25 protein-coding genes and 1 pseudogene are annotated in these 26,450 nt (G+C 65.7%); 10 read left to right on the forward strand and 16 right to left on the reverse strand.

Annotated features, from left to right (window positions below; translation table 11 throughout):
• Positions 1-241: 241 nt before the first annotated feature.
• Complete coding sequence (locus BM310_RS16375; RefSeq protein ID WP_089809725.1) at positions 242-550, reverse strand: DUF7344 domain-containing protein; 309 nt, start codon at positions 548-550, stop codon at positions 242-244.
• Between the two features lie 228 nt (positions 551-778).
• On the opposite strand from BM310_RS16375, the gene BM310_RS16380 reads away from it, so the two are divergent.
• On the forward strand, positions 779-4,135 hold the full coding sequence (locus BM310_RS16380; protein WP_089809728.1) for a PAS domain S-box protein: 3,357 nt from the start codon (positions 779-781) through the stop codon (positions 4,133-4,135).
• 286 nt (positions 4,136-4,421) lie between these two features.
• On the opposite strand, the pseudogene BM310_RS21780 reads toward BM310_RS16380, so the two are convergent.
• Positions 4,422-4,823: pseudogene (locus BM310_RS21780) on the reverse strand (transposase); the annotation flags it as partial.
• 295 nt (positions 4,824-5,118) lie between these two features.
• Here BM310_RS21780 and BM310_RS16390 point away from each other — a divergent pair.
• From BM310_RS16390 to BM310_RS16405, 3 genes are all read left to right on the forward strand, one after another.
• The gene (locus tag BM310_RS16390; RefSeq protein WP_089809729.1) at positions 5,119-5,469 is read left to right on the forward strand and encodes a hypothetical protein; all 351 of its coding nucleotides are present in this window, start codon (positions 5,119-5,121) and stop codon (positions 5,467-5,469) included.
• A 5-nt stretch (positions 5,470-5,474) separates the two neighbouring features.
• Positions 5,475-6,344, forward strand: a complete 870-nt coding sequence (locus BM310_RS16395) for an FAD:protein FMN transferase (protein ID WP_089809732.1) — start codon at positions 5,475-5,477, stop codon at positions 6,342-6,344.
• Between the two features lie 270 nt (positions 6,345-6,614).
• On the forward strand, positions 6,615-7,157 hold the full coding sequence (locus tag BM310_RS16405) for a hypothetical protein (protein ID WP_089809736.1): 543 nt from the start codon (positions 6,615-6,617) through the stop codon (positions 7,155-7,157).
• Here the strand turns inward: BM310_RS16405 and BM310_RS16410 are convergent.
• From BM310_RS16410 to BM310_RS16420, 3 genes are all read right to left on the reverse strand, one after another.
• Positions 7,154-7,675 (reverse strand): winged helix-turn-helix transcriptional regulator, encoded by a 522-nt coding sequence (locus BM310_RS16410; RefSeq protein ID WP_089809738.1) that lies wholly within the window; start codon positions 7,673-7,675, stop codon positions 7,154-7,156. The two genes, BM310_RS16405 and BM310_RS16410, sit on opposite strands and share 4 nt — an antisense overlap.
• A 3-nt stretch (positions 7,676-7,678) precedes the next feature.
• Positions 7,679-7,966, reverse strand: a complete 288-nt coding sequence (locus tag BM310_RS16415) for a hypothetical protein (protein WP_089809739.1) — start codon at positions 7,964-7,966, stop codon at positions 7,679-7,681.
• Between the two features lie 320 nt (positions 7,967-8,286).
• A complete protein-coding gene (locus BM310_RS16420; protein WP_089809741.1) occupies positions 8,287-10,314 on the reverse strand; it encodes a heavy metal translocating P-type ATPase in 2,028 nt (675 codons plus the stop codon).
• A gap of 356 nt (positions 10,315-10,670) precedes the next feature.
• Between BM310_RS16420 and BM310_RS16425 the strand changes: the two genes are divergently transcribed.
• The 3 genes from BM310_RS16425 to BM310_RS16430 are packed head-to-tail and all read left to right on the forward strand — an operon-like array spanning position 10,671 to position 11,623.
• On the forward strand, positions 10,671-11,069 hold the full coding sequence (locus tag BM310_RS16425) for a hypothetical protein (RefSeq protein WP_143105178.1): 399 nt from the start codon (positions 10,671-10,673) through the stop codon (positions 11,067-11,069).
• Complete coding sequence (locus tag BM310_RS21520) at positions 11,044-11,220, forward strand: hypothetical protein (protein WP_177232675.1); 177 nt, start codon at positions 11,044-11,046, stop codon at positions 11,218-11,220. Before BM310_RS16425 ends, BM310_RS21520 begins: the two co-directional genes overlap by 26 nt.
• Positions 11,162-11,623, forward strand: coding sequence for an XdhC family protein (locus tag BM310_RS16430; RefSeq protein WP_177232676.1), 462 nt, complete (start codon positions 11,162-11,164; stop codon positions 11,621-11,623). Before BM310_RS21520 ends, BM310_RS16430 begins: the two co-directional genes overlap by 59 nt.
• A 133-nt stretch (positions 11,624-11,756) precedes the next feature.
• On the opposite strand, the gene BM310_RS16435 is transcribed toward BM310_RS16430, so the two are convergent.
• The 4 genes from BM310_RS16435 to BM310_RS16450 form a co-directional block, all read right to left on the reverse strand.
• On the reverse strand, positions 11,757-12,041 hold the full coding sequence (locus BM310_RS16435) for a PadR family transcriptional regulator (RefSeq protein ID WP_089809937.1): 285 nt from the start codon (positions 12,039-12,041) through the stop codon (positions 11,757-11,759).
• Positions 12,042-12,459: 418 nt separating this feature from the next.
• On the reverse strand, positions 12,460-14,022 hold the full coding sequence (locus BM310_RS16440; RefSeq protein WP_089809748.1) for a Na+/H+ antiporter NhaC family protein: 1,563 nt from the start codon (positions 14,020-14,022) through the stop codon (positions 12,460-12,462).
• 247 nt (positions 14,023-14,269) lie between these two features.
• Entirely contained in the window at positions 14,270-14,836 is a 567-nt protein-coding gene (locus BM310_RS16445; RefSeq protein ID WP_089809750.1) for a YdcF family protein, read from the reverse strand.
• 133 nt (positions 14,837-14,969) lie between these two features.
• A complete protein-coding gene (locus tag BM310_RS16450; protein WP_089809752.1) occupies positions 14,970-15,842 on the reverse strand; it encodes an alpha/beta fold hydrolase in 873 nt (290 codons plus the stop codon).
• 164 nt (positions 15,843-16,006) lie between these two features.
• Here BM310_RS16450 and BM310_RS16455 point away from each other — a divergent pair, with 164 nt between their 5' ends.
• The gene (locus tag BM310_RS16455; protein WP_089809755.1) at positions 16,007-16,855 is read left to right on the forward strand and encodes a hypothetical protein; all 849 of its coding nucleotides are present in this window, start codon (positions 16,007-16,009) and stop codon (positions 16,853-16,855) included.
• Between the two features lie 386 nt (positions 16,856-17,241).
• Here the strand turns inward: BM310_RS16455 and BM310_RS16460 are convergent, their stop codons facing one another.
• On the reverse strand, positions 17,242-17,829 hold the full coding sequence (locus BM310_RS16460; protein WP_089809757.1) for a flavodoxin domain-containing protein: 588 nt from the start codon (positions 17,827-17,829) through the stop codon (positions 17,242-17,244).
• 203 nt (positions 17,830-18,032) lie between these two features.
• Between BM310_RS16460 and BM310_RS16465 the strand changes: the two genes are divergently transcribed.
• Both BM310_RS16465 and BM310_RS16470 read left to right on the forward strand, forming a co-directional pair.
• Positions 18,033-19,103, forward strand: coding sequence for a glucose 1-dehydrogenase (locus tag BM310_RS16465; RefSeq protein WP_089809759.1), 1,071 nt, complete (start codon positions 18,033-18,035; stop codon positions 19,101-19,103).
• 72 nt (positions 19,104-19,175) lie between these two features.
• Complete coding sequence (locus BM310_RS16470) at positions 19,176-20,321, forward strand: MFS transporter (RefSeq protein ID WP_089809761.1); 1,146 nt, start codon at positions 19,176-19,178, stop codon at positions 20,319-20,321.
• A gap of 72 nt (positions 20,322-20,393) precedes the next feature.
• Here the strand turns inward: BM310_RS16470 and BM310_RS16475 are convergent, their stop codons facing one another.
• The 6 genes from BM310_RS16475 to BM310_RS16500 form a co-directional block, all read right to left on the reverse strand.
• Positions 20,394-21,827, reverse strand: a complete 1,434-nt coding sequence (locus BM310_RS16475; protein WP_089809763.1) for a M81 family metallopeptidase — start codon at positions 21,825-21,827, stop codon at positions 20,394-20,396.
• Between the two features lie 90 nt (positions 21,828-21,917).
• Entirely contained in the window at positions 21,918-22,901 is a 984-nt protein-coding gene (locus tag BM310_RS16480) for a hypothetical protein (RefSeq protein WP_089809765.1), read from the reverse strand.
• A gap of 45 nt (positions 22,902-22,946) precedes the next feature.
• Complete coding sequence (locus BM310_RS16485) at positions 22,947-23,189, reverse strand: hypothetical protein (protein ID WP_089809767.1); 243 nt, start codon at positions 23,187-23,189, stop codon at positions 22,947-22,949.
• Entirely contained in the window at positions 23,186-24,067 is an 882-nt protein-coding gene (locus tag BM310_RS16490; RefSeq protein WP_089809769.1) for a carbohydrate ABC transporter permease, read from the reverse strand. Before BM310_RS16490 ends, BM310_RS16485 begins: the two co-directional genes overlap by 4 nt.
• Entirely contained in the window at positions 24,057-24,992 is a 936-nt protein-coding gene (locus BM310_RS16495) for a carbohydrate ABC transporter permease (RefSeq protein ID WP_089809771.1), read from the reverse strand. Before BM310_RS16495 ends, BM310_RS16490 begins: the two co-directional genes overlap by 11 nt.
• Positions 24,993-25,013: 21 nt before the next feature.
• Positions 25,014-26,342 (reverse strand): extracellular solute-binding protein, encoded by a 1,329-nt coding sequence (locus tag BM310_RS16500; RefSeq protein ID WP_245778527.1) that lies wholly within the window; start codon positions 26,340-26,342, stop codon positions 25,014-25,016.
• Between the last annotated feature and the right edge of the window lie 108 nt (positions 26,343-26,450).

Consider the following 26,450-nt stretch of genomic DNA (forward strand, 5'->3'; position numbering starts at 1 on the left):
CTGTCGCGAACACGTCCGCTGAATCATGTGAATGAATACACTTGATGAATACAAACGGTGAACACAAACAATGAACACAAGTAACGAATACAACTGATGGACGAAACACGTGGACGCGGAGCACGAACACACGGCGCGAGCATCTCGTCGAGGAGTCCCGCCGGTGCCGTCGTCACCGCCGCGAACGACACGGCGACGGGAGAAGAGTCAGCGGGGGTCGCGAGTGGCCATCGAACGCTCGCTACGACTCGATTCGACGGGAGTCCGGGTCGTACTCGACGACGCCGGCGTCGTGCAACTTCGGGAGGTGGACGTGGTGGAGCGAACTCGCCACGCGCGTCAGGACGGCGTCGTCCGCGGCGTCGAGTTCGTCGTCTCGCGTCGCGATTTCCGCCGCGAGTGAATCGAGTGCGAGGGGACCGCTCCGGTCGTCGAACACGTCGAGCAACTCCCGGCGTCGTTCGGCCGAGAGCAGTCGGTACCAGTCTCTCTCCGTCACGTGGTCGGGCCGTTCGTACTCCGTCGCGAGTTTCGGTACTGTGTGGCTCATGGGAGGCGCTTCGTCGCTACTGTCATCCAGTCTCCGGGGCCTCCTAAGGAACGTCCCTAACGAGTTAGGTACCTGTCGTCGCCGAGGACGAAATATTTCGTCGCCAAGGAGTAAACGTCGTGTCACGACGGCCCCTGTCGGTTGGGGGTTCCGGTCACCTCGTCTCTCGGTCCGGTTCCGTTTCCATCGACGGAACTTTAATATACCGAGGCAGTGCACCTTCAGGAAATGGAATCCCGACCGCTGACGGACCCGCTCAGACAGACCCTCGACGCGTTCGGGGCGGTCGGTGAACCGGTGACGACGCCCGAAGTGGCCGAGCGTCTCGACATCGGCCGCCGAACCGCGTACGCTCGGCTCGAACGACTCGTCGAGGACGGACGGGTCGAGACGAAGAAGGTGGGAGCGAACGCCCGGGTCTGGTGGCGACCGGTGGGCGACGCCCCGACGGCGACGCTCGGCCCGTCGACCGCGGCCGATTCGCTCGTCGGCGAGGTGCTCGACGACGTCGAAGTCGGGATCTTCGTCCTCGACGAGTCCTTCGACGTCGTCTGGGTCAACGGCGCGACCGAACGCTACTTCGGTCTCGACCGGACGGCGGTTCTGGGGGCGAACAAGCGTCGACTCGTCACCGACCGCATCGCTGCGACCGTCGAGGACTCGGCGTCGTTCGCGGACACCGTGCTGGCGACGTACGACGACAACAGTTCTCCCCAGGAGTTCGAGTGTCACGTGACGGCCGCCGACGAACGCGAGGAGCGGTGGCTCGAACACCGCAGCGAACCCATCGAATCGGGCACGTACGCGGGCGGTCGGGTCGAACTCTACTACGACGTCACCGAACGGAAGCGGTCGGAACGCTCCCGTCGAGAGGACCGCGAGGTGTTCGAGTCGTTCGTCGAACGCGTCGACGAGTACGCCATCTTCACGCTCGACACCGAGGGTCGCGTCCAGACGTGGAACCGGGGGGCCGAGCGAATCAAGGGCTACGCGCAGGAGGACATCGTGGGCGAGCACGTCTCGACGTTCTACACGGCGGAAGACTGCGCCGCCGGCGTCCCGGAGGAGAACCTCGCGGCGGCGGCAGAGCGAGGTTCGGTCGAGTTCGAGGGCTGGCGCGTGGACGCGGACGGCGACCGGTTCTGGGCGAACGTGGCGATGTGGGCGATACGCGACGCGAACGGGGAACTGGAGGGCTACGCGAAGGTGACCCGGGACCTGACGGAGCGACGGGACCGCGAACGGCAACTGCGCCGCGAACGTGACCTCACGGACCGGTTGCTGGAGACGGCACCCGTCAGGCTCGCCATCTTCCGACCCGACGGGACGGTGGAGCGAACGAACGCCGTCGCCGGCAGGGAACTGGGCCTCGACGACGCCGAGCTAGAGACGCTGCGAGTCGAGGACCTCGACCTCTACGACCCCGACGGCGAGCCGATTCCGACGGCCGAACACCCGGTTTCTCGCGTCGTCGAGACCGGAGAGCCGGTCTCCGACAGGTTGGTCCAACACGACGGCTCCGACGGCACCCGGCGGTGGGTGTCGCTGACCGCGACGCCCCTGTTCGACGACGGGACCCTCGAACGCGTCGTCGTCGCCGGGAAGGACGTGACGGAACTGAAGCGGAAGGAACGGCGACTCGAACGCCAGCGGGACGAGTTGGACGCCGAACTCGACGAGGTGTTCGCGCGCATCGACGACGCCTTCTTCGCCCTCGACGAGGAGTTGCGGTTCGTCTACCTCAACGAGCAGGCGGTGACGCTCATGGACCTGTCGGGGGCCGGTCCGGTGGGCGAGCACGTCGGGAACGTCATCCCCACCGATACCGAGGTGGTGGCGGCGTTCGAGGAGGCGTTCGAGACGCAGGAGTCCGTCTCGGTCGAAGAGTACCACGCCTCGTTGGGCCGGTGGTTCGAGACGCACGTCTACCCGTCGGAGACGGGTCTGTCGGTCTACTTCCGGGACGTCTCCCGGCGGAAAGCCCACGAACGCGAACTCGAACGGTACGAGACCATCGTCGAAACGGTCCCCGACGGCGTCTACGCCCTCGACGACGAGGGTCGGTACGCTCTGGTCAACGACGCGTTCTGCGAGTTGACGGGGTACGACAGCGAGGACCTGCTCGGCCGCCGGCCGACGCTCGTCGAGGGCCGAGAAGTCCACGAACGGGCGAACGAACTCGGACGGGAGATACTTGCCGGTGACCGGGACGACGGGACGCTCCAGTACAGTCTCCAGACCGCCGAGGGCGGTGAAGTCGCCGTCGAGGGGAACTTCACCACCTACCGATACGGGGACGACGCGGCCGGTCGGGCCGGCGTCGTCCGCGACGTGACGGCACGGGTCGAACGCGAACGCGAACTCGAACGCCGGCGTGAGCGACTCCGAGCGCTCAACAGTCTCAACGAGGTGGTGCGGGGCATCGCCGAGGCCGTCATCGAGCAGTCGACGCGCGAGGAGATAGAGGAGACGGTCTGCGACCGACTCGCCGCGGCGGAGCCGTATCTGTTCGCGTGGGTCGGCGACGTCGACCCGGCCTCGCAGACGGTGTCGCTGCGGTCCGAAGCGGGCGTCGAGGGCTATCTGGACGGCGTGACGATTTCGGTCGACTCGGACGACGAACGCAGCGAGGGGCCGACGGGACGGGCCATACGGACGGGGGAAGTGCAGACCACGCGGGACACCGTGGCGGACGTCCGCCACGACCCGTGGCGCGACCACATCGAGCAGTACGACTTCCGGTCGTCCGCCGCGATACCGATAACTCACGAGGACACGCCCTACGGCGTGCTGAACGTCTACAGCGACCGCCCGGGCGCGTTCGAGGGCGAGGAGTACGAGATGGTCGGACAACTCGGCGAAATCGTCGGTCACGCCATCGCGGCCGTGGAACGCAAGCACGCACTGATGAGCGACGACGTGGTCGAACTCGTCTTCCAGATCGAGAACGTCTTCGAGTCGCTCGGCGTGGACGACGCCACGGACGCCCCGATTCGCCTCGAACACATCGTCCGGGTCGGCGACGACAAGTTCGTCTTCTTCGGACGGACGACTCCCGAGGGCGTCGGCACCGTCGAGGCGATGGTCGAGTCGGTGCCGTTCTACGAGTCCGTCACCGTCCACGACGGCGGCGACGAACGGCGGTTCGAACTCCGAGTGTCGGAGCCACCGGTACTCGCCGCCATCAGTACGCTGGGCGGCGGCGTCGCCGAGGCGGTCATCGAGGGCGGCGACTATCGGCTCTCCGTCCACCTCCCGCCGAGCGCCGACGTCCGCCGGGTGGTCGAGACGATGACGGACGCCTACCCGACCACGAAACTGCTGAAGCGCCGGCAACTGACCAAACACAGCCGCGCCGAGGAACGGCAGGTGAGCACGCTCACGTCCGACCTGACGGACAGGCAGCGCACCGCGCTGGAAACCGCCTACTACGCGGGATTCTTCGAGTGGCCGCGGGCGGTGACGGGCGAAGACGTCGCCGAGTCTCTGGGCGTGAGTCCGCCGACGTTCCACCAGCACCTCCGCAAGGCCGAGCGGAAGATGTTCGACGCGGTGTTCGGTTCGGGGATGCGCGAGTCGACGTGAGTGGCGACTGAACGGATGTCAGCCGCTCTCGCCGGGGCCGAGGCCACGGATTCGTCCCGACTCCCGGAGTAAATCTCATGTCGCTATACGCTCGCTCCTCGCAGTGGGAGTTGAGACTCTCGGGTTGAGCGGGGCTGTGATGCGTGGTCTTGGACGAATCGGCGAGCGGAACCTGACTTAGAACACTCTCGAAACGCGTCGAACTGGAAACTAATTCGGAGTGTTTCCGACACCTCGGACAGTGTAGCCACTTCGACGCCGCGCTAATACGGGTCGAGCTCCTTCACTATCCGAGTCCCGTTTCTTGTTTTAAATCGGCAGTGTATTGTCGGCCGTTACGGTCGCCGAACGGTCGTACTCACCGGTCAACTCGACCTGTACGAACAATCCTCCGCTCGCCAGACCGAGTACAGCAGGCAGGCGAATTCGAAGTAGAAGAACCGTCGTCCGAAGTCCTTCGATGCCGTCGCCGTCACGAACCGCTTAATGCACTTGTAGCCACTCTCGATTTCCAACGGTGTCCGTACTCCGCGAGGTGTCCGCTCCCTCGATTCGTCATGAACACCGAACACTGTCGCTGGTCGTCGTACTCTGAGTCCTCTTTCTGTCGGTCGGTCAGCGTCGTCTCGTCCCATTCGTTCTGCCCGAGATGGTGCTTGCGGTCGGCCTCGTCCCGGTCTTGGCGCCGTCAGGGAACTCCGCTCGTACAGTGGGGTGAGTCGTATGCTGGCAAGTCGACGTGTGGACGCTGAGCGATTTGTCGAAAAGTTCGTTCGCGTCCAATCGTCGAACCGAATCGCAATCTCTGGTCTGTGAGCCCTGGATGAGACCGCTCCATATGGAGTCGATTCGATAGCTGTACGAAGATTCGAGGATTGGACGCGAACGGCTTACTAAGAGTGTCTTAACCCTCTATTCGCAATGGCAGAACGCAACGACCGCCACGTCGAAGAGAGCGATTCGAAACCGAGGGGAAGCTAATCATGCGGGTTCCCGTCCCGAAAAACAAACTCGTCGCTTTCACACTCGTAGGTGCGCTCCTCACAGCAGGCGTCACCGGGGCCCTTGCGCTGCCCGGTGGCGGCCTCGCGCAGGTTGGCGAGCAACCTGACGCATCAGGTACGACCGCGTCGGACGCATCACAACAGACCGCTGCTACTCCAACGCCGAATCAGGACTTCACCCCAGCAGTCCAGACACAGTCCGGATACGAGGACGAGGAACACGAGGAGTACGAAGAAGACGACGAACACGAAGAAGAATACGAAGAGGGACACGGAGACGACGAATACGAAGAGGGACACGGAGACGACGAACACGACGAGGACGAGTGACCGAGATGATAGGCTCACTCGCATCGGTCTACGAACGGTTCGGGGACGCCCACCGCGAGTTCGACTGTTGTGACACGACGTTTCGAATCCAGACGACAGGCATTCGGGCCGACGCTGCGGTGACTGCGGCTCGAGAAACGGCGGCGTCACTTGAAGCACAGCTGAACGCCTTCGATGAGACAAGTGCTGTCAGCCAGCTCAACCGCGAAGGCGAGGTCGCGAACGAACACGTCGCCCGTATCGTCCGCCGTGGGCTCGAATACCACGACCGGACCGACGGGGTGTTCGATGTACACCAGGGTCGCGTCGAACACGACCTTAAAGCGTTCCTGCGTGGCGATAGCGACTCACTGCCGGCGACCTTCGACACCGGAACAGTCCACGTCGACGGCGCCACCGTCACCACCGACGTCGAACTCGACCTGAACGGGCTTGCCAAGGGATACATCGTCGACCGAACCGCCGAGACACTCGCGGGACTCGGCCGACGCGGGTTCGTCAGCGGTGGCGGGGATATGTCCCCACCGACGGGACCGGTCGCCATCGAGAGCCCGTACGGCGACGATACACCGCTGAAGATACTGGACACGGACTGGCCTGTCGCGACGTCCGGGGGATATCGACGCTCGCGAAGCGGCACGGACCACGTCTACGACCCGACCACCGAGACGGCCGGCTCTCGTCACGAGTCCGTCACCGTCGTGGCGCGCCGAGACTGCATGGAAGCCGACGCCGTAGCGACGGCTCTTGCAGTACTCCCCCTCGCCGAAGCACGCGAGTTAGCGGTGGAGTGGGAGGGACTGGAGGCACTCATCATCCACGACGGCGTCTTTCGTACGACTGAGGGGTTCGACACACATGTCATGGACGCATGAACAGCGGGTCACCGTCGTCGCGATCGTCGTCCTGGTCGTGGCGGTACCAGTCCTCTGGCAGATCGGTGACGTCCGTGCTACTCAGGCGACCGAAGAGAAACAGAGTGACCTGGTCAGTCAGACAGTCTCGTCGAGACAGGCACCAGCCGATTACGATGGCGATGGCATCGACGATTCCGCCGATCGGTGTCCGACGCGACCGGAGACGACGAACGGGTTCCAAGACTCGGACGGCTGTCCCGATGTCGTGGCGACGACGGGGGCGTCGTGATGTCGGCGATCGTCTGGTATCTCGATCGGGGTGCCGCGCTCGTCACGTATCCGACGTTGTATCTGGCGGTCCTCACGGGTATCATCTACAACATCGAATCGTTCGGTGTGCTCCACGAGGCGGCCCGGCGCGTCCATATCGAACTGTCCGTGTTCGCGATGCTCGTCACGTTGCTACACTCGGGTCTCGGCGTCATAGACGCGTGGTTCGTCGTCACCGGCCGGGTTCCAGCGCCGGCGTGCTCGATGCCGTACTTCCTCGGCGGCGTCGCCGTGGGCGCGGGGGCGCTGCTGATGCTCGTCGTCGCGGTGCTGGGCTTCACCGACGCGAAACGCTTCCAGCGACCGTGGGGGCCACGCGTCGTCCACTCGTTCGCGTACGCCGGATTTGCCTTCGGAACGATTCACGCGGCAGCGATCGGGACTGACTTGACGGGACTCGTCCGTCCCCTGCTGGGCCCCTCGGTGGCGTTTCTCGTGTACGTGCTCTTGTTGCGCCTGCTGGTGATTCGAAGGCTGCCGTCGGACACAACTCCGGGTTAGTAGTTGTCCCAGAGGCCCAGAATACGGTCGACGACTTTGTCAGTGAACGAGCGCCGGTGGACCGTGTAGAGGTAGTTAACCCGATCAGGATCGCTGACTTCGTAGACGACGCTCCGGCCGTCGCGCTCTTTCGTGACGAGGTCGGCCTCGGCGAGCCTCGAAAGATGCCACGAGACGGTCGACTGGGCTTTGTCGAGGCGGTCGCTCAGGTCAGTCGTCGAGAGCGGGCCGTCAGTGAGAAGATGTGCGAGAATGCGACGGCTGTACTCCCGACGAAGGGCGTTCATCACGACCTGATCGGCTTCGTCGAACTCGGCAGCCGGATAGTACCGCGTGTACTTGCCGTCGTCCGAGACATCGATCAGGCCCTCGTCGACGAGCCACCGGAGCTGATACTGGAGCGTCCCCTGCGCGTACTCGAGGTCGTCGAGAAGCGCGCGAAAGTGAACCCCCGGCGTGTCGGCTATCCGCTGGTAGATTGTCCGCCGAGAGGCCAGTTCGAGATCCGGATTCGACATTGCTCACTCCCGCGTCAAAGCGATGAAGAACGCCAGGAGGCCACCGAGAATCAGGACCGCACTCCCGTGTTCGAGCAATTCGAGCGTTGCGTACGGGAAATACGGGAGCAACGGATACTCGAGAAACACGATGAGTCCGTAGACGGCGAACATCGCGTAGCCGAGCGTGACGATTCGCATACGTCCATCGCGTTCCCGTCGCCATGCGAGGAAGCTGAGGACGCTGAGCCCTGCAGCGAGGACGAAGATACCGAGACTGACGTACTGTTCGAGGAGTTGAGCGAGTGGCATACGGTGCTATCTGTGCATACGGCCGGCGCGGCGTGCTCGGCGTTCGGAACAACTCAACCGACGGGGGTGGCAGGGAAAACGATTGGCGTTCAACCGTCGAATCTAAGCGGTCAGAAGCCACCGACACTTCGGGAGGTGCTTCAGACGATACCGCCGAGACGGTTTCCAACGGTGTCGGTGACGACCGCGGGGGCCAATTAAACACGAACAGTTCTGTCCCATTTATGAACCGCCGCCGAATCATCACGAGATCTCGACGGAACCCCCACAGAGAGCATACGAGCCCGCTGATGGCAGCCAAGAGACGACGGTCTATCCGGTCAATCGTCGAACCGCAACAGCCGTAACCCGTTCAGACTGACGAGGACAGTCGAGCCCTCGTGTCCGACGACTGCGAGGGGGAGCGGAATCCCCGTGGTGAGTATTGCGGTCAGCATGACAGCGATTGCACCGAAGGCGATCGCGAAGTTGACGTGCAGCGTGCGGCGGGCCTTCCGACTGAGCGCGAACGCGTAGGGAAGCCGACTGAGCTTGTCGGACATGAGTACGATATCGGCCGTCTCAAGTGCCACGTCGGTGCCCGCGCCGCCCATGCCGATACTGATGTCCGCCGTGGCGAGCGCCGGGGCGTCGTTCACCCCGTCTCCGACCATCGCCACGGTCTCGTGGCGTTCCCGTAGCGCCTCGATATGGTCGATCTTTTCCTCGGGGAGCAACTCGGCATACGCCTCGTCGATACCGAGTTCCTCCGCGGTATGTCGGGCGACGCGTTCGTTGTCGCCCGTGAGCATGACGATCTGTTCGACGCCTCGTTGCCGGAGTCGTTCGATGGTCTCTCTCGCATCGGACCGGATCGTGTCGGTGAACGCAAGCCAGCCCAGCACACTCAGTCGGCCGTCCTCCTCCCCGATCACGAGAACGCTCGTCTCACCGTTCTGTTCGCGGTCACGGACGGCTGCAAGACCGGTCTCGAGGCCGTCGATCGAGCGGCCGTCCAGTACAGTCTCGACGTAGCGTGGGTTCCCGATGTGGACCGTCTGACTCCCCACGGTCGCCCGGACCCCTTTACCGACGACAGCCTCGAAGTCACTAGCATCGGGGATCTCGATTGAACGGCCATTGGCGGCCTCGACAGTCGCCTCCGCGAGGTGGTGCTCCGAGCGAGACTGGACTGCTGCTGCGAGGGTCAACAGCCGATCCTCAGTCAGCGATTCAGTGGACCGAGTGCTGTTCCCGATCACGTCGCTTTCGACACCCCCGTCAGTCGACACGAGAGCTCCGTCACGCGCGTGCAGCTCGGTCAAGCGCGTGTTGCCTTCGGTGAGTGTTCCCGTCTTGTCGAAGGCGACGGCGTCGGTGTTGCCTGCGGTCTCGATGTGCTCGCCGCCCTTGAACAGGACGCCCTGTCGCCCGCCCGCGGAGATTGCAGAGAGTACCGCTGCTGGCGTCGAGATGATGATCGCACACGGCGACGCCGCGACCATGAGCGTCATCGCGCGGTAGAACGTCGGCTCGAAGGGGCGATTCATGAGCACCATCGGGACCGTGATCGCGAGCGCGGTCATCGCGAACACACCCAGCACGTAGGGCTGCTCTAAGCGGTCGAGGAGTTGTTGGGTCGGGGCTCGCTTCTCTTGGGCCTCCTCGACCATGCGGATGAGTCGGGAGAGCGCGGACTCGTCGGGTTCCCGCGTCACGCGCACTTCGAGGCTCCCCGTCTCGTTGATCGTGCCGCTGAAGATCTCGTCACCGGGTTCTTTCGGAACGGGGACCGACTCCCCGGTGAGCGACGATTGATCGACAGTACTCTCGCCGGATTCGACAACTCCGTCGAGCGGGATTCGGTCTCCGGGCCGCACGACGAACACGTCGCCGACCTCGACGTCGTCTATGTGTGTCTCCGTTTCCTCACCGTCGTCGAGAACCTGTGCGGACTCCGGCCGCATCTCGACGAGAGACTTGATCGCCGATCGCGAGCGTCCGATCGCGTACTCTTCAAGCACGCCCGACAACGAGAACAGGAACAACAGCATCGCGCCCTCGAACGGCGCACCGATGTAGAGCGCCCCGAGCGCAGCGATGATCATCAGGAAGTCGATCTCTATCGCAGGCTCCCGAAACGCCTCGATGCTCTCTTTGGCCCCGTACCAGCCACCGAACACGTAGGCGGCGCCGTAACAGCCCCAGACGACCCACGACGGTGCACCGACCCAGTTGCCCACCAGTCCGCCGACCATCCCGAGAAGCGTAATCGCGACGAACACGACCTGCCGGAGGATCTCTGGCCGCTCTGTCAACGCTGCGAGACGGTCCAGCGTGTCCGGCTTCGAACTCGAAGAGACGTCCATATCAGACATTACTTCCCAGAGAGGAAATAAGAGTTTCTAATCTACATATCCTTTTTTGGATTACCTAAATTCAGTTTGCCAAAACGTTAGGATAGCCTAAAGCCCGCGGCGTCCTCCCAAAATGTACGTAATGTGTAGTATTCGCTGACTCACCGCGACAGGGGGTTTCGGTAGGTTGTGAACAGCGCTGCCGATAGTGGTTCATTGGCTAGTAGATATTTTGCATCACGTCTTGAGAGACCGGCTCACCGACATGTAGGAGAGTTGTCACTCGACTACTGAGTTGTCTACGGGGTCTCGGTCGATAGTTCCGTTGAGAACCACTCACTAGACGTGTTGTTCGAGAACCGCATGGATTGAGACATCTAGTCTCGATACTGTCCCCGGCGGGGGCCGTCACTTCTGCTGTCTGCACCGTCGGCTCGGCCCTATTCCGCGGCGACGACGTGTGGGGACTCGGCGTCGGCTGTAACGGCGTCATCGACATCCTGCTGGAACCGCTGGACGAGACGTATCGCCCGGCCGTCGAGGCGTTCGAGGCGGGGCGAGGCGTGGGCGTCCTCACCGTCGTCGAGGCGACGGACGCCGACCGGGTCGCCGCCCGCGCGTACTACGACCCGGACGCCGACGAGTTCTCACTCGGCGAGTCGTTCCCGGCAGACGTCGCGGAACGCGTCCGCGAGGCGACCGCCGAACTCACGGCGCAGGGGCGCGCGGACACGTTCGAACATGGACGAGGCGTCGGTGTTCGTTGACGGTCTGGCCGCCCCGTCGGACCTCGTCGTCGTCGGCACGGGCCACGACGTCGGCCCCATCGTCGAGTTCGGCAAGCAGGCCGACTTCCGGGGTGACCGTCGTCGGCTTCCGCGGCGCGAACGCCCGCGCGGGCCGGTTTCCGGCGGCTGACGCCGTCGTCTCGACGTCGCCGGCGGGGATTCGCGACGCCGTCGACTTCGACGCGGAGACGTACGTCGTGGTGGCCGCGCACGACTTCGTGGACGACCGCCTCACCGCCGAGCAACTGTTCGAGACGGACGTGCCGTACGTCGGACTGACGGGGCTACGCGACCGGTTCGAGGAGATACTGGACGACTTCGACTCGGAGGGGCGGACGTTCTCCGCCGCCGACCCCGACCGACTCTACACGCCGGTCGGACTGGACCTCGGCGGCGGGTCGACGCAGCAGGTCGCCCTGAGCGTCGTCTCGGGGGTGCCGGCCGTCGAGAACGAGCGAACGCCACAGCACCTCCGGAGTCGCGCGGGCACGATTCGCGACCGAGTCGAAGTCCGGAGCGACGGCGGCCGCTAGCGAGCGACTGTCGGGTTCGGTCGGGAGCCCACCGAACGGGGGCGCGGACGCCGAGCCGGCGACTCACGGTCCGGCCCTGCGCCGCGGCGGACGGACCCGACGTCTCGGACTCGACGTGCGGCCGTTCCCGCGTCTACCGCTCGCCGAGTTCGTCGACGGTCGAGTTCTCCCACTCGCGCCGCCGTTTGAGAGCCTCGTAGCCCTGTTCGGAGAGCGCGTAGTAGTTCGTCCGGCGGTCTATCTCGCCTTTCTCGACGTACCCCTCCTCGACGACGGCGTCGAGGTTCGGGTAGAGTCGACCGTGGTTGATGTCGCCGATATCTTTCTGGAGTTCCTCTTTGACGTCCTGTCCGGAGGGTCTGTCCAGACCAGCGATGACGGTCAGGATGTCCCGTTGAAATCCCGTTAGCTCGAACAGTTGGCCTGTCATACAGGTTCGTGGACGGTAACAGTCAAAAATCATATGCCCATAACTCCTGAAATACGGGAGTTAGAGACTGTCTACTCGACTGACTACAGCGACGGATACTGAAATGGCCGCGACCCGGACGGACACCGACGGCCGCGAACGTCCGAATCGTTCTCGCACGAAAATATATCTGCACTGAGGTGACTGTTCGAGCGGACGTCCCGGTCTTCACCGACGGAACCACACCTGCGAACGCGCCGACGACCGGGCCTTCGGGCGAGTCAGCGACACGGGCGGCGTCGACGGGGAGCGACTCCACACTCCCGGCTTCGAGACGTTACAGCGCGGACGAACCGCGGTCACGCCGGTCACGGCGGCTTCCTGCGGCCGTCGCGTCGGAGAACGAGGGTGGAACCGAGGGGTCGACTCAGTCAGACGAGGAGCCGAACACCGTCGGCATCCGCGTGTCGGCGTGTTGGGAGAAGTAGTACGCGGCGACGACCAGTCCGACGACGCCGACGGGAAGGAGCGCCAGCGCACCGACGCCGTAACCGCTCGCGAGGAACAGTCCCGTCGCGACGGCCCCGCAGAGCACCGCGTACGGAATCTGCGTGTTCACGTGGTCGACGTGGTCCGCGCCGGCGAACATCGACGAGAGGACCGTCGTGTCGCTGATGGGTGAACAGTGGTCACCGAACAGCGAGCCGGTGAGGATGGCGCCGATGGCGCCCGGCAACGGCGCGCCGAGTTGGTAGGCCAGCGGAACCGCGACGGGGAACATGATGCCCATCGTCCCCCACGAGGTGCCGATGGAGAATGAGATGACGGCCGCCGAGATGAACACCACGGCCGGCAGTAGCGCCGGCGTGATGACGCCCTCGGCGATGCTGACGACGTACGGGCCGACGCCGAGCGACTCGCTGACGCCGCCGATGGTCCACGCGAGCGAGAGGATGGCGACGGGGAACATCACCATCTTGAACCCCTCGAAGATGGAGTCGCTGACCGCCTCGAGTTCGACGCGGGCGTGTCCGACGAGGATGGCCAACAGGAGCGCGCAGGCCGAGAAGACGCCCCAGAGGATGGCGTCGGCGGTGGCCGCCCCCTTCAGCGCTTCGACGGGGGCCTTCGAGGGCCACCCGCCGGAGTAGAGCAATCCGAACCCGGTGACGGCGACGAGGACGACGATGGGTGCCGCGAAGTACCACCAGCGAGCGTCCACGTGGTCGGGGGTAACGATGTCCTCTTCACGCGTCTCGATGAGGGGGTCGGCGTCGTCGGCGAGCACCTTCCCCTCCTCCTTCGCGCGTCGTTCGGCCCGCTTCATCGGACCGAAGTTCCACCCCATGAAGACGAGGATGAAGACGAGGGCGACGGCGAGGATGCTGTAGAAGCGGAACGGGATGCTCTGGAGGAACACCACGAACGCGCTCTGGTCGATGCCGAGTTGCGTGAACTGGTCGCGGATGAGGCCCACCTCGAATCCGACCCACGTCGAGACGACGGCGATGCTCACGACGGGGGAGGTGGTGGAGTCGAGGAGGTAGGCGAGTTTCTCTCGACTGATGTCGAACTGGTCGGTGATGGGCCGCATCACCGACCCCGTGATCATCGTACTCGCGTAGGAGTCGACGAAGATGAGCATCCCGAGGACGCTCGTTCCCAACTCCGCCTGTCTGCGAGTCTGGACGCGGGAGATGATGCGCTGTGCGAGCGCGTTCATCCCGCCCGAGAGGAATATCATCCCGAGCATCGCACCCGAGAGGAACGTGAACAACAGCAGTTTGCTGTTGAACGACGCAGTGACGCTGTTGATGACCAACTGGAGGGAGTGAGCCACGCCGCCGATCGGATTCCATCCCACCAGGATGGTCGCACCTATCCAGATTCCGGTGAACAACGAGAGCAATACCTGCCTGCTCACCAGCGTCAGCACGATGGCGAAGAGTGCCGGGAGCAGACTGATTATGCCATACGTTTCAGCGGGCATGACAAACCGTGGGAAACACTCCTCCGTGTTAAGGGTTTTAGCTTCGAGGCGGAATAATTGGATTATTGTAACTTACATTTATAAATCCTTGTGTATCGTTTTCATCCCACACTGTCGCCAGCGTCGCTGTCCTCGCGTCCGCGTCGGGTCCGACGGGCCCTACCGGGCCGGCGTGGTCACTCTGAGAACGGCGCAGACTCCCGTTCGGACTCGGCGGTCGCCGGAGCGTCGGACGAGACGACGCCCCTCACTGGGATATCGGCTGGACGGTTTCGGAGAAGTCGTAGCAGTCGTGGTCGGCGTGCAGACGGCGGCGAATCGCGTCGGCGTCACCGACCGGAACCGGTTCGAAGAACCGCCGGGTCTGTTGTAACTTCTCCCGGCAGGTCGGCGAGTGGGGGTCGCGTTCGGTTTCGACGCTGTGTGTCGTGTCTATCGTCGTGTCCGGACCGAAGCAGTGTTCGAAGGCACACTTCGCCCGCGGCGCGTGAAAGTCGTCCGTCACGAGGTGGACGCGACTCGGGTCGAGTCCGACGTCGTCCAACAACACCCGGGAGAAGTACGCGTTGCCGATAGTGTCGTAGGCGAACGGGTCCAGCACGATTCGGTCCGGGTCGACTCCGCGTCGGACCGCGTACTCGCCCATCACGCCGCACTCAGTTCGGTCCACCTCGGGGTTCGATTGTCCGCCGGTGCAGAGGAGGTACGACTCGTCCTCGGCGTCGAGCGCTCTCATCCCGCCGACGACTCGCGCCCGGAGTCGCGTGTGTATCTGCGGGGATTCGAGGCGGTGTCCGAGCACGACGACGACCATACGACGTTCTACATTCCCTGATATATAATATTTCTGTATATTCACGATTCAGTAACGCTCGCTCGAAGCGGAGTCCGTCCCCATCCGCCGGTGCCACGGCGGTAGCGCGGCCGCCGACGCACTCGTCGCCGCGTCAGTCGTTCGGTTCGAAGACCCGACGGGCGAAGCGGCGGACGGCGTCCGTGAAGAACGCGGGGTTGTCGACGTTCGAGGCGTGGCCGGCGGCGGGGACGACTCGCACGTCCACGTCGGCGTTCGTCAGTCGGGCGGCGAGTCGTTCGTGCATCTCGACGAGCACGTCGGGGTTGTGTTCGCCGTACAGGACGAGGGTCGGCGCGGTGATTCCGGCCACGTCGAAGTCGCTGTCCGGGAACGCCGCCACCGAGTCGGCAATCTTGACGAACTCCGCGTGGGGAATCCGCGGACCCGTCTCCATCACCCGCTGGATTGCGGTGCCGTCGCCGGCGACGCCCGGGGCGAGGCGGTTTCCGACCCAGGTCTGGAGTCGATTGAGGGTCGTGTAGCGAACGACGCCGTCCAGTCGTCCCAACAGACGGAGGTTCGCGAAGACGAGACGGGCACCGAAAGACAGTTCGTCCGCGGAGAACGTGTCAGCCAACACCAGGCCGGTGACGTTCTCCGGCTGTCTCGCCGCGTACACCTGTGCGATACAGCCCCCCATCGAGAGGCCGCAGAGGAGCGGTCGCTCCACGTCGAGCGCCGTGAGGAGGGCGTCGAGGTCGGACGCGTACAGTTCGACGTCGTACGATTTGCGGTCCGATCCGCCGGTCCGGCCGTGCCCGCGGACGTCGTACGCGATGGTCGTGTACTCCGAGAGCGCGTCCATCTGCGCGTCCCACTGGGCGGTGCTCGTGGCCATCCCGTGGACGAAGACGACGGGCGGGCCGTCGCCGCGCCGTACGTAGTAGGTGTCTACGTCGTTCGTTCGGACCCGTCCCGTCTCGGTTCGTGTGCCGTTCGCCGGCGTCGACCGCTCGACTTCCATCCGTCTACCTACGCGGTCCGAGAACGAGAATCAGTCGCTTCTGTGGGTGGCTGTCGTCCACCGACGACGCGACGAGCGCACGCGGCCGGTCGGTATTCGGCGGTGGCTGAAACGGGCCTTTGTCTCAACGGGAGGTACTTTATCTCGCGGTGTCACGAAACGGCATGGTCGACTTCGACTCCGACACGCTGTTCAACGGCGCCGCGGCCATCGTCGCGACCATCGCCGTCGTCGTCTTCGTCGTCGACGTGGAGTTCGGCTACTCGCCCGTCTCGAAGTTCGCTCTGGTCGTCCTGTTCCTCGCCGGTGTCTTCGCGCTCACGCAACGGACGAGCGACCACCAGTTGACCCTGCTCGGTTACGGCGTGGTCGTCGTCTCGGCCGTCGCGCTCTTCGTCGAGACGGTGAACACGTTCGACGTCGGGAACGCACTCACCGTCGCCGGTCTGCTGGCCGTGGCGGCCGTACTCTTCTGGGTGCGGACGCGGGTAGACGAGAACGACCGCTTCACCACGGGCCGTCGGGCCACACTCGCGCTGGTCGTGGTCGCCGCTCTCGTCGCCGGCGTCCTCGTCGTGGACGTCGCCTCCGGCGGCCCCGCGTACGAACTCCGATCGCAAAGCGAGGTCACGGTGCCGGACTCCGACCGCAATCAGTTGCGCGTCGCCTCCGTGGTCGTGACGAATCCGACGCCGCTTCCCGAACGCGTCGACGCGCCGAACTACGCCGTGTGTCCGGCGGGAGACTGGAGCGCGCACCGGCGGTCGACGGACTCGGGTGAACGCCAACGTCCCGTCCACGCGCATCTGAACGTCCGAGACGGATACAACGAGCACGTGCTGAGTTTCTCCGAGAAGACGTACCCGGTGGGGCTGTACCTCGACGGCGCCAACCTCTCCGGGGAGACGTTCCCGATCCAGCGAACCGACGCCTGCCCGGAGTCGGAGACCGGTGCACCGTTCCTCGCCGTCTACGAGGCTCCCGACGACCGGCCGTCCGCTCGCCCGGTGTGACGGCTCCGTGCGACGATGCCGACCCGGGCGGCGGTCGATGAACACGCTGAACACACGTACTGAACATTTATGGTGAACACGAATGGGTAGACAAACGACGTTGGGCCCGCGGACGCCGTCGGTGGCCGTTGCGCGTCTGACGACCGAACCGACAGCTTCGTTCGCCGGATACGTCGATAGATACCGGGAGATAGAGGTCGAACGGCGATTTCGAGAACACAGCGACGCTACTAAGCGTACTCTTTCCGATACTAATAGCATCTAATGTATTACTGTGTTCATACCTCCCGATTCTATCTGCAGATTCGTCTATTCGGACACGAACGACTTTCAGGCTCCGCTACGACGACACGAACGCGACGGCGTCGCGATGGGGTCCGGGAGGACTACGACTCGGTGACCCCGTCTGCGGACGGCGGAACGACGCCGAGTCGTCCCTCCACGAACGCGGCGACGTCGGCGGCGAACGCCTCGACTTCGTCCCAGTCGGTGAACTCGACGTCCTCGGAGCCGTCCACCTCCGGCATCGTCTTCTTCACGATCTGACGCATCAGGAGGCGCTTGAAGAACCCGTACTCGGAGTAGCGCAACGCGCCGCCGAACAGGCCGATTCGGTCCGGATGCCACCCCGTGGCGTCGACGAACTCCTCGACGTACGTCGCCGCCTGTGCCGCCGCCTCCTCGTCGTCGCGGGAGGAGGTCAGCGACACCTGGAAGAACGCGGTCGGTCGCGCCGCCAGCGTGTCGCGAGCGGACTCGACGAAGGTCCGGACCGCCTCCTGGTGTTTGCCGGCGTGGATGGACGCCCCGACGAGGACGGCGTCGTACGCCGACACGTCGAGGTCGGCGGGTGGGTCCCCGGCGTTCACCGTGGTCGCGTCGTGGCCGCGTTCGCGAAGCACCTCGGCGATTCGCGACGCCACTTTCTCCGTCTGTCCTTCACCGGTTCCGTAGACGACGAGGAGGGATATCATGTTTCGAGCGTTCTTCGTTCGGGCGGCTAAAGAAGCTATACTCGCCGTGCCGAGACTGTAACGCGTGACGACGTGTGCGTTCCTCCTCGCGTCGGTGTGTTTAACTCGCCCTGCGAACAACCCGAACTCATGCCGAGCAGTGACGACGGCGTCGGTCGTCCCCGAACGGACGCCCGGCGTCTCGACCGGAGAGGTGGTCTCGTATGAAGGCAGTCGCCGTGACGCGCGAGGGGTCCGGCCCCGAACTCATCGAGGTACCGGACCCGACCCCCGAAGCGGGGGAGGCCCTCTTGCGAACGCTCAGAGTCGGCATCGACGGCACCGACCACGAGGTAATCGCGGGCAATCACGGCGGGTATCCCGAGGGCGACGACCACCAGATTCTGGGTCACGAGGCCGTCGCCGTGGTCGAAGACGCGAACGGGACGGGTCTGGAGGAGGGGTCGCTCGTCGTCCCGACCGTTCGGCGACCCAGCGGTGCCGACGGCGGCCACTTCGAACGCGGCGAACCCGACATGGCGCCCGACGGCGCGTACGTCGAACGCGGTATCGTCGGCGCGCACGGCTACATGTCGGAGTTGTTCACCAGTCCCCCCGAGTTTCTGGTTCCCGTCCCGGACTCGTTCGCCGAGTACGGCTTCCTCGTGGAGCCGATATCGAACTCCGAGAAGGCGTTCGAACACGCGTTCGCCGCCCGGTCGGCGTTCGACTGGCGACCCGAGAGCGCACTCGTCCTCGGCAACGGACCGCTCGGGCTGCTCACCCTCGCGATGCTGGAGACGGAGCGCTCGCCGTTCGACCGGACCTACTGTCTGGGGCGGCGGGACAGACCCGACCCGACCGTCGACATCGTCGACCGTCTCGGCAGCACCTACGTGGACTCCCGACAGACGCCCGTCGACGAGATACCCGAGGCGCACGAGGCGGTCGACTTCGTCTACGAGGCGACGGGGTACGCGAAGCACGCCTTCGAGACGGTGGACGCCCTCGCGCCGAACGGCGTCGGTGCGCTCCTCGGCATCCCCGAGGACTGGACGTTCGAGATCGACGGCGGCCGACTGCACCGCGAACTCGTGCTGGAGAACAAGGCGCTGTTCGGGAGCGTCAACTCCAACGTGGGGCAGTACGAGGCCGCCAAAGACCGCCTCACGGCGTTCCCCGACTGGTTCACCGACGCGTTGGTCACCGGCGTCTACGACCCCGACGACGCCGACGCGGCGTTCGAGACGGGCGACGACGTCATCAAGACGGTGGTCGAGTTCGACACGCCCTGAGTTGCGCTCGCGTCGCGGCGGACGCCGAACGGAGCCGAGCGATTAAGATGCTGGGCGCTGAACCCGGAGTCGATGGACCAGCGTCGCCACTTTAGAGCCTTCTACTTCCTCTACTTCGCGGCGTGGAGCGGGTTCGTCGTGTTCCGGAACGCCTACTTCGAGACCGTCGGCTTGACCGGCGTCCAGATGGGGACCATCGGCTTCCTGCTCAAGGTGGCCGGCATCGCCGCGCTCCCGGGGTGGGGGCTGTTGAGCGACCGGTTCGGCGCGCAGAAGCGAATCCTGCTGTCGAGCGTCGCCGTCTCGGGGGCGCTGGGGCTCCTCTATCCGCAGACTGCGGCCGTGTTCCCGCTTCTGGCGGCCGTCACCGTCGCGTTCGCGGCGTTCCGCGCCCCGGTGAAGCCCGTCGCCAACTCGATGCTGCTCTCGACGGGGTTGTCGTACGGCGGCGTCCGCGCGTTCGGCAGTATCGCGTTCGGCGTCGCAGCGCTCGGAACCGGGCTACTCAGTTCCCGCGTCGGTTCGGTCGTCGTCTTCTACGCCTTCGCCGCCGGGATGGCCGTCCTCGCCGTCATCGTCCTGCGCATCCCCGTCGCGAGTCGGCCGCCGACCGAGAGCGTCGGTCTCCGGGCCGCGTCGCTCGTGAGAGACCGGAACTTCGCCGCCCTGCTGGTCGCCGCGTTCCTCATGGGGACGATGTTCCCCGCCGGGAGCGCGTACCTGTCGGTGTACGTCCGCAGCATCGGCGGGACCGACGCGATAACCGGGCTCTCGGTCGCCGCGAAGACGCTCGCGGAGGCCGTCGTCTTCCTCACCGCCGCGCGGTTCACGACGACGTACCGCAGTTTGCTGGTCGCGGGTGCCGGCTGTCACATCGTCGCGTTCGGGTTCTACGCGTCGGCCCCGGCGCCGGCGTTCGTCGTCGCGATGCAGTTGCTACTCGGCGTCGGCTACGCGGCGTTCATGCTCGCGGCGGTGAACCTCGCGCACGAACTCGCGCCCGCGGCCATCGGTTCGACGGCGCAGACGTTTCTCACCGGGTTCGGCTTCGCCGCCGGCACGGGCGTCGGCGAACTCGCCGCGGGACGCCTGCTCGACGTCGTCGGCGTCCAGTCGATGTACGCGTACGCCGCCGCCGTGGGCTTCGCCGTCGTCGCGGTGAGCGCCCTCCTCGACGGGTCGCTCGGTGCCGACGGCTTCGTTCCCGCCGATGGCTGAGCGTGGTGGGGTGAGCGTCCCGACGCGGTAGCCGTCGCCCGTCGCCGGTGCGGTCGGTCACCCTCCGACCGTCTACGGCGACCACGTCACGTCCTCGTCCAGCGGGTAGCAGGGGCGCGGGACGCGTTCGTACGGGAGCGACGCGAGTCGCTGGTCGGTCTCCCCTCGCGTCAAGGCGAACAGACGCTTGGCGGCGAGGTCCTTCCACGCCGGACTCAGGTAGCCGCTCTTGAGGGCGACGACCCGCCGCGCGGACGGGTCGACGCCGAGGCGACGGAGGAACGCCGGGTCGCGGTGGACGTTGGTCCGGCGGTCCGCGACGACGACGTCGACGCCCTCGTCGAGCGAGACGAGCGCCGTCCTCGCGTCGTCGGTGTCGTGATGCGCGAGGACGGTTCCGGAGACGTCGAGCGGCGTCCCCTCGGGGTAGGCGCGGCCGAGCGAGAGCGAGACGGCGGTACCGCGCTCCGCGGCCCGGCACGTCGCGTGACTGTCGGCGTCGGCGACGACGGCGACGACGGGCCGCCCGAGGTCCGACCGCTCCAGCAGCATCGCGAGGAGGTTCGTCGCGTTCTCGCCCGCCCCCGCGCCGGGGATGTCGCCCGTGTCGGCGACGACGACGGGCCGCGCGTCCGCGGCGGCGGCCTCGTCCAGCGCGGCCGCCGGGTCGTGCGCCTCCGTCGTGAAGTCGAACTCGTCGCGCCGTCGCCAGAACGCCGCCGCGAGGTCCGTCGCCGTCTCTTCGACCGTCGCGGACGCCGAGGCGTCGCCGGTGACGAGCGCGTGACAGCCCGCGTGCGGCGAGTCGGCCCACGGGAACCCGAGGAAGTAGTTGGCGTCGTAGACGCCGTCCGTCTCGTCGGCCTCGCGCAACCGCTCCAGCAGGGTGCGCATCGGTTCGGCCTCCGACTCGGACCGCTCGCCGGCCAACAGCATCGGGAACGGCTCCCACCCGAGTGCGAGCGACGCCTCGCCGGACAGCGACGCGAGCAACAGGTCCGCCGCTCGCGCGCCCGTCTCCTCGACGTCCGTGTGCGGGGCGGTGCGATAGCCCGCGACGCCGTCGAGGTGGGCGACCATGCGCTCGGTAACCGTCGCGTGCATGTCCAGCGCGGCGGTGACGGGCACCTCGGGACCGACCGCCTCGCGAACGGACGCGAGGAGCGCACCTTCGGGGTCCGGTTCGCCCTCGACGGACATCGACCCGTGGAGGTCGAGACAGACGCCGTCGACCGTCTCGCCGTCCAGACGGGCGCGGAACTCCGCTCGGACCCACTCGAACGCCTCGCGCTCGACGGTCGGTCCCGGGAGCGCGCTCGCCCCGGCCGTGGGCAGTATCTCGGCGTCGGCGTCCGCCAGCGTCTCGACGATACCGCCGAGCGACCGGCCGACGCCGTCGGCGTCCGGCAGGTCCGTCCCCGTCGCCGTCGCGAACGACTCGATTCCGGTCGTGCCGTCCGCGAACGTGTTCGTCTCGTGGCTCATCGCGCCGACTGCGACTCTCATGGGGACGACCACGCGACCGACTCACATGAATGGTTCCCCGGCGGCAGTCCGTCCGACGGCCGCCCGGGCGAGCGGTCGCCGAGCGTCGGACTACGGCAGCGAGAGCGCGCGCCGACCCATCGTGGACCGGCGGAGCAGGTAGGCGAACGCGACGGGGGGAAGCAGGGCCGCACTCAGGTAGAGATACCGCGTCGGGCCCCAGTCGAGGCCGTAGTCGCGGAGCGCCTCGACGTCGAGGTGGACCATCGGGAGGAGCGCGAGACCGAACGGGAGCCACAGGAGCGCCGCCAGTCGCCACAGGCCGACCGAGAGGAGGCCCGGCGTGCCGCCGAGGACGACGAACAGCAGGAAGTAGGCGGCCGTCGCGAGGGCGATGCGGCGGTACCACGGCGAGGGGACGGGCTCGACGGGTTCCGCCTCGACGCCGCGGAGTTCGACGGTGTCGGGGTCGCTCGTCTCCGCGAACTCGGCGCGCCGGCGGAGCAGGTACGCTCCGCCGACGAAGACGTTCACCACCGGGACGCTGACGCCGGCCAACCAGAACCGCTTCGACGGGGACCAGTGCGTGTGTCCGCGGACGTGTTCGACGTCGAGATAACAGGCCAACGGGAGGCCGGCGAGGGCGACGAGGACGAGGGGGCCCGCGAAGACGGCGCCGACGACGCCCGTCTCGACCACCGCCGAGAGGAGGTTGACGAGGACGAGAGCGACCCAGAACGCGACGCCGGCGGCGACGCCGTACGCCCACCGTCCGGACGGGACCGTGTTCCGAAGCGCGCTCTCGCGGCGGACGCAGTACGCGGTTCCGGCGGCGACGTTCGCCAACCAGACGACCGAGACGAGGAGCCACGGACCGAGTGCGAGGTCCCAGGCGGCGTCCTCGCGGACGGCGCGCCAGTCGAGGGCGACGAAGACGGGCAACAGGAACCAGAGGGCGAACAGGCCGACGCGGAGTCCGAGACCGACCCCCGCCGTCGAGAGGAGTGCCACGAGGTCCGCAGACCGACCGAGGAAGAGGTAGACGGCCCACGCAACGGCCGTCGTCGCGGCGCCGTACCACCATCGTGCGCTCATGCCAGTCGTGTAGGAGAGAGGGAGATAAAATACCCCGTGAAAGAGTCAGTGCGGCCAGGGGCGACTCGGCCAGAAGTACGACAGGAGCGTCAGGACGAACAGCAGCACCGTCCCGGCCTTCAGCACGATGCCGGCGCCGAACTCCCGTCTGACGAACGAGAGGTAGCCGAGCGCGAGCGTGACGAAGCCGAAGACGAGCACGCCGGCCCACACGCGTTGGTCGAGTCCGGCCGTGCCGATTCGCAGGGGGACGGCCGCGAATGCGGCGAGTGTGGCGAGTGTGGTCATCCTTTCGACCCCGTGAGGGCGATGCCCTCCATGAACGTCTTCTGCGCCAGCAGGTAGGCGGTGATGACCGGGAGCGCGGCGATGATGGCCGCGGCCATCAGCTGCCCCCACTGGGAGCCGTACTGTCCGGTGAGGCCGGCGAGACCGACCTGTAGCGGGTACATCGACGAGTCCGAGAGGACGATGAGCGGCCAGAGGAACGCCCCCCAGATGAACGTGAACGTGAACACGGCCAGCGACGACAGCGCCGGCTTCGCCATGGGGAGCATGATGCGGGTGTATATCTGCAGGGTGCTGCAGCCGTCCATCCGTGCCGCCTCCAGGTAGGAGTCGGGCACCGAGAGGAAGAACTGCCGCATCATGAACACCCCGAACGGGTTGGCGATGTAGAGCAGCATCACCGCCCAGTACGTGTTGACGAGGTCGAACTGCGACATCTCGATGTACAGCGGGACGACGATGGCCTGCGGGGGGACGATGAGCGTCCCGACGACGAGCAGGTAGACGAACCGCTGTCCCTTGAAGTCGCCCTTCGCGAGCGCGTAGCCCGCGAGACTGTCGAGCAGCAGGGTGAAAAAGACGACGCCGGCGGCCAGCAGGAGGCTGTTGAATATCCACCGGTCCAGCGGGTTCTGCATCCAGATGTTGACGTAGTTCATCAGCGTCGGCTCCGCCGGGATGAGCTGTCCCATCGTGCTGAAGATGTTCTCCTCGGGCTTCATCGAGGTCAGGAGCGCGTACGCGAACGGGACGACGGCGAGCGCGCTCGCGACGATGAGGATGCCGTGCGCGAGGGCCTTGACGACGTACTGGCCGGCACCGGCGGCGTGACCCGACTGCGGTCGGTCCTCGCTGCCGAGGTCGAGGTCAGTACTCAACGTCGGACCCCCACGTTTGCTGTTGGAAGATGCTCAACGTGAACACGATGACGAGGAGCACGACGGCCATCGCGCTGGCGTAGCCGTAGTTGAACTGGCCGAAGCCCTGCTCCCAGAAGTAGAACATCAGCGTGTACGTCGAGTTGACCGGACCGCCGTTCGTCATGACGTACACCTGCGTGTAGACGCGGAACGAGAAGATCATCGTCACGGTGACGACGAAGAACGCCGTCGGCTTGAGCAGGGGCAGGGTGATGTACCGGAAGCGCTGCCAGCGGGACGCGCCGTCCACGATGGCGGCCTCGTAGTAGTGGTCGGGAATCCCGCCGAGGCCGGCGAGGAAGATGACCATGTTGAACCCGATGTGCTTCCAGATGCTCATCGCCGTGATGGCCGGCATCGCCAGCGAGCGGTTGCCCAGCCAGTCGTACGTGGGCAGTCCGAGCGACGCCAGCGTGACGTTCAGGATGCCGTTCGTCGGGCTGTATATCCAGGTCCAGATGAGCGAGACGACGACCCAGGAGGTGACGACGGGCAGGAAGATGGCCGCCGAGTAGAAGCGCGTCCCCCGGAGCTTCATGTTGAGCAGGAGCGCCAACCCGAGCGCGATGGGCACGTCGAACAGCAGCAGCATCGCGGCGTAGAAGGCGGTGTTCTGCAGCGACTTCCAGAACACCTCGTCGTTGAGCAACTGCACGTAGTTCTCCAGGCCGACGAAGGGATGCGTCTGCGCGAGCGGTGCCCACTCGTGGAAGCTGACGTAGAACGCCCCGATGAACGGGATGACCATGATGACCCCGAACAGGACCACCTTCGGGACGACGATGAGGTACCACATCGGGTTCGTCTGGCCGTCCACGAGGCCGGTCTCCGTCAGCCACTCGGACACCTGCTTCGGAATCTCCCGTGCTGTGTGTGTGCTCATCGCTGAATGGGAGAGGGGTCTTCAGAGGACACTCTCTATCTCCTGTGCGGCCTTGTCGAGCGCCTGCTTCGGCTCGGTCCCCGTCCAGAGCGCCTCCGCCTGCGTGTGGACCGCCGTCCACATCGTCCCGACTTCGGGGTGGTCCGGGAAGGCGATGGTGTTCGACATCTCCTGCTCTATCGTCTTCAGCTTCGGGTGTTCCTCGATGTAGTTGTTGAAGTAGTCCGTCTCGTACGCCTCCTTCAGTCCGGGGAAGCCGCCGATGGCCTCGACGACCTTCTTCTGCGTCTCGACCGAGGAGATGTACTCGAGGAACCGGAGGCCGGCCTCCTGGTTGGCCCCGCCGCGACTGGGGACCGAGTAGTAGACGCCGGCGCTCCACGTGTGACTGGTGTCTATCTGCGGCCCGCTCGGGTGCGGGACGTACTGCCAGTCGAGTCCGGCGTCCTCCATGCGGCCGTAGTCCCACGACCCGGCGTAGTACATCGGGATGTTCTTCGACTCGAACTGGGCGCCGGCCGTCGTCGCGCCGCCCCCGGTGTACGTCTCTATCTTCCCGTCCGTCACCATCGGCTGGAGGAACTCGGCGGCTTCGAGGGCGACGTCGTTGTTGATGATGGCCTCGCTGGCGTCGTCGTTGATGTAGCCGCCGCCGTTCGAGAGCACGAAGCCGTCGAACCCCTCGCCCGCCGGCATCCCGTACCCGGTCCCGTGTTCCTCCGCGAGCGCGTCGACCCAGGACTTCCACTCCTCCCACGAGGGACGCGTCATCGGGTCCGGAATCTCCAGGCCGGCCGCCTCGAACATCGTCTTGTTGATGGCGAGGGCGCGGCAGTCGGCGTACCACGGGACGCTGTACAGCGAGCCGTTCGTCATGGCGTTTCGCTTGGCACCGCCGACGTAGTTGTCCGAACTGAACCCCTCCTGTTCGAGGTCGAGGATGACGTTCTGGGCGGCGTAGCGGGGCACCCACAGCACCGACAGCGCGGTGGTGTCGGGCGCGTTGCCTCCCTGCAGCGCCGACGTGAACTTGGCCGTGAAGTCGCCGAAGGGGAACGTCTGCCAGTTGATGGACGTCCCCGTCATCTCCTCGAACTCGGCCGCCTGGTCCTCCCTGACGGGCTGGAGCGAGGGGTCGTTCCACGCCCAGTTCGTCATCGAATCCGGCATCTGTCCCGACCCGGAGTCGCTCCCGCCTTCGGTGTCACCGCCACTCGTCGTACTCCCGCCTTCGGTGCCACCGCCGCCGCCGGTGGTCTCCGTACCGGTTCCACCGCTACACCCTGCGAGACCGGCGACGCCGGCCGTTCCGATCGCTCCGAGGAGCGTTCGCCTGTTGACTCTAGTCATGCGTTCCCATGACATATTTCACGCCATTTAATGGTTTTGCATATGGTCAATATGTACGACAATCAGTCGCAGTCTGAGAGCGAGCGTCGGCCGTCGACGGACGACCGC

Origin of the sequence: Halogeometricum rufum (genome assembly GCF_900112175.1) — an archaeon.
Lineage (GTDB): Archaea > Halobacteriota > Halobacteria > Halobacteriales > Haloferacaceae > Halogeometricum > Halogeometricum rufum.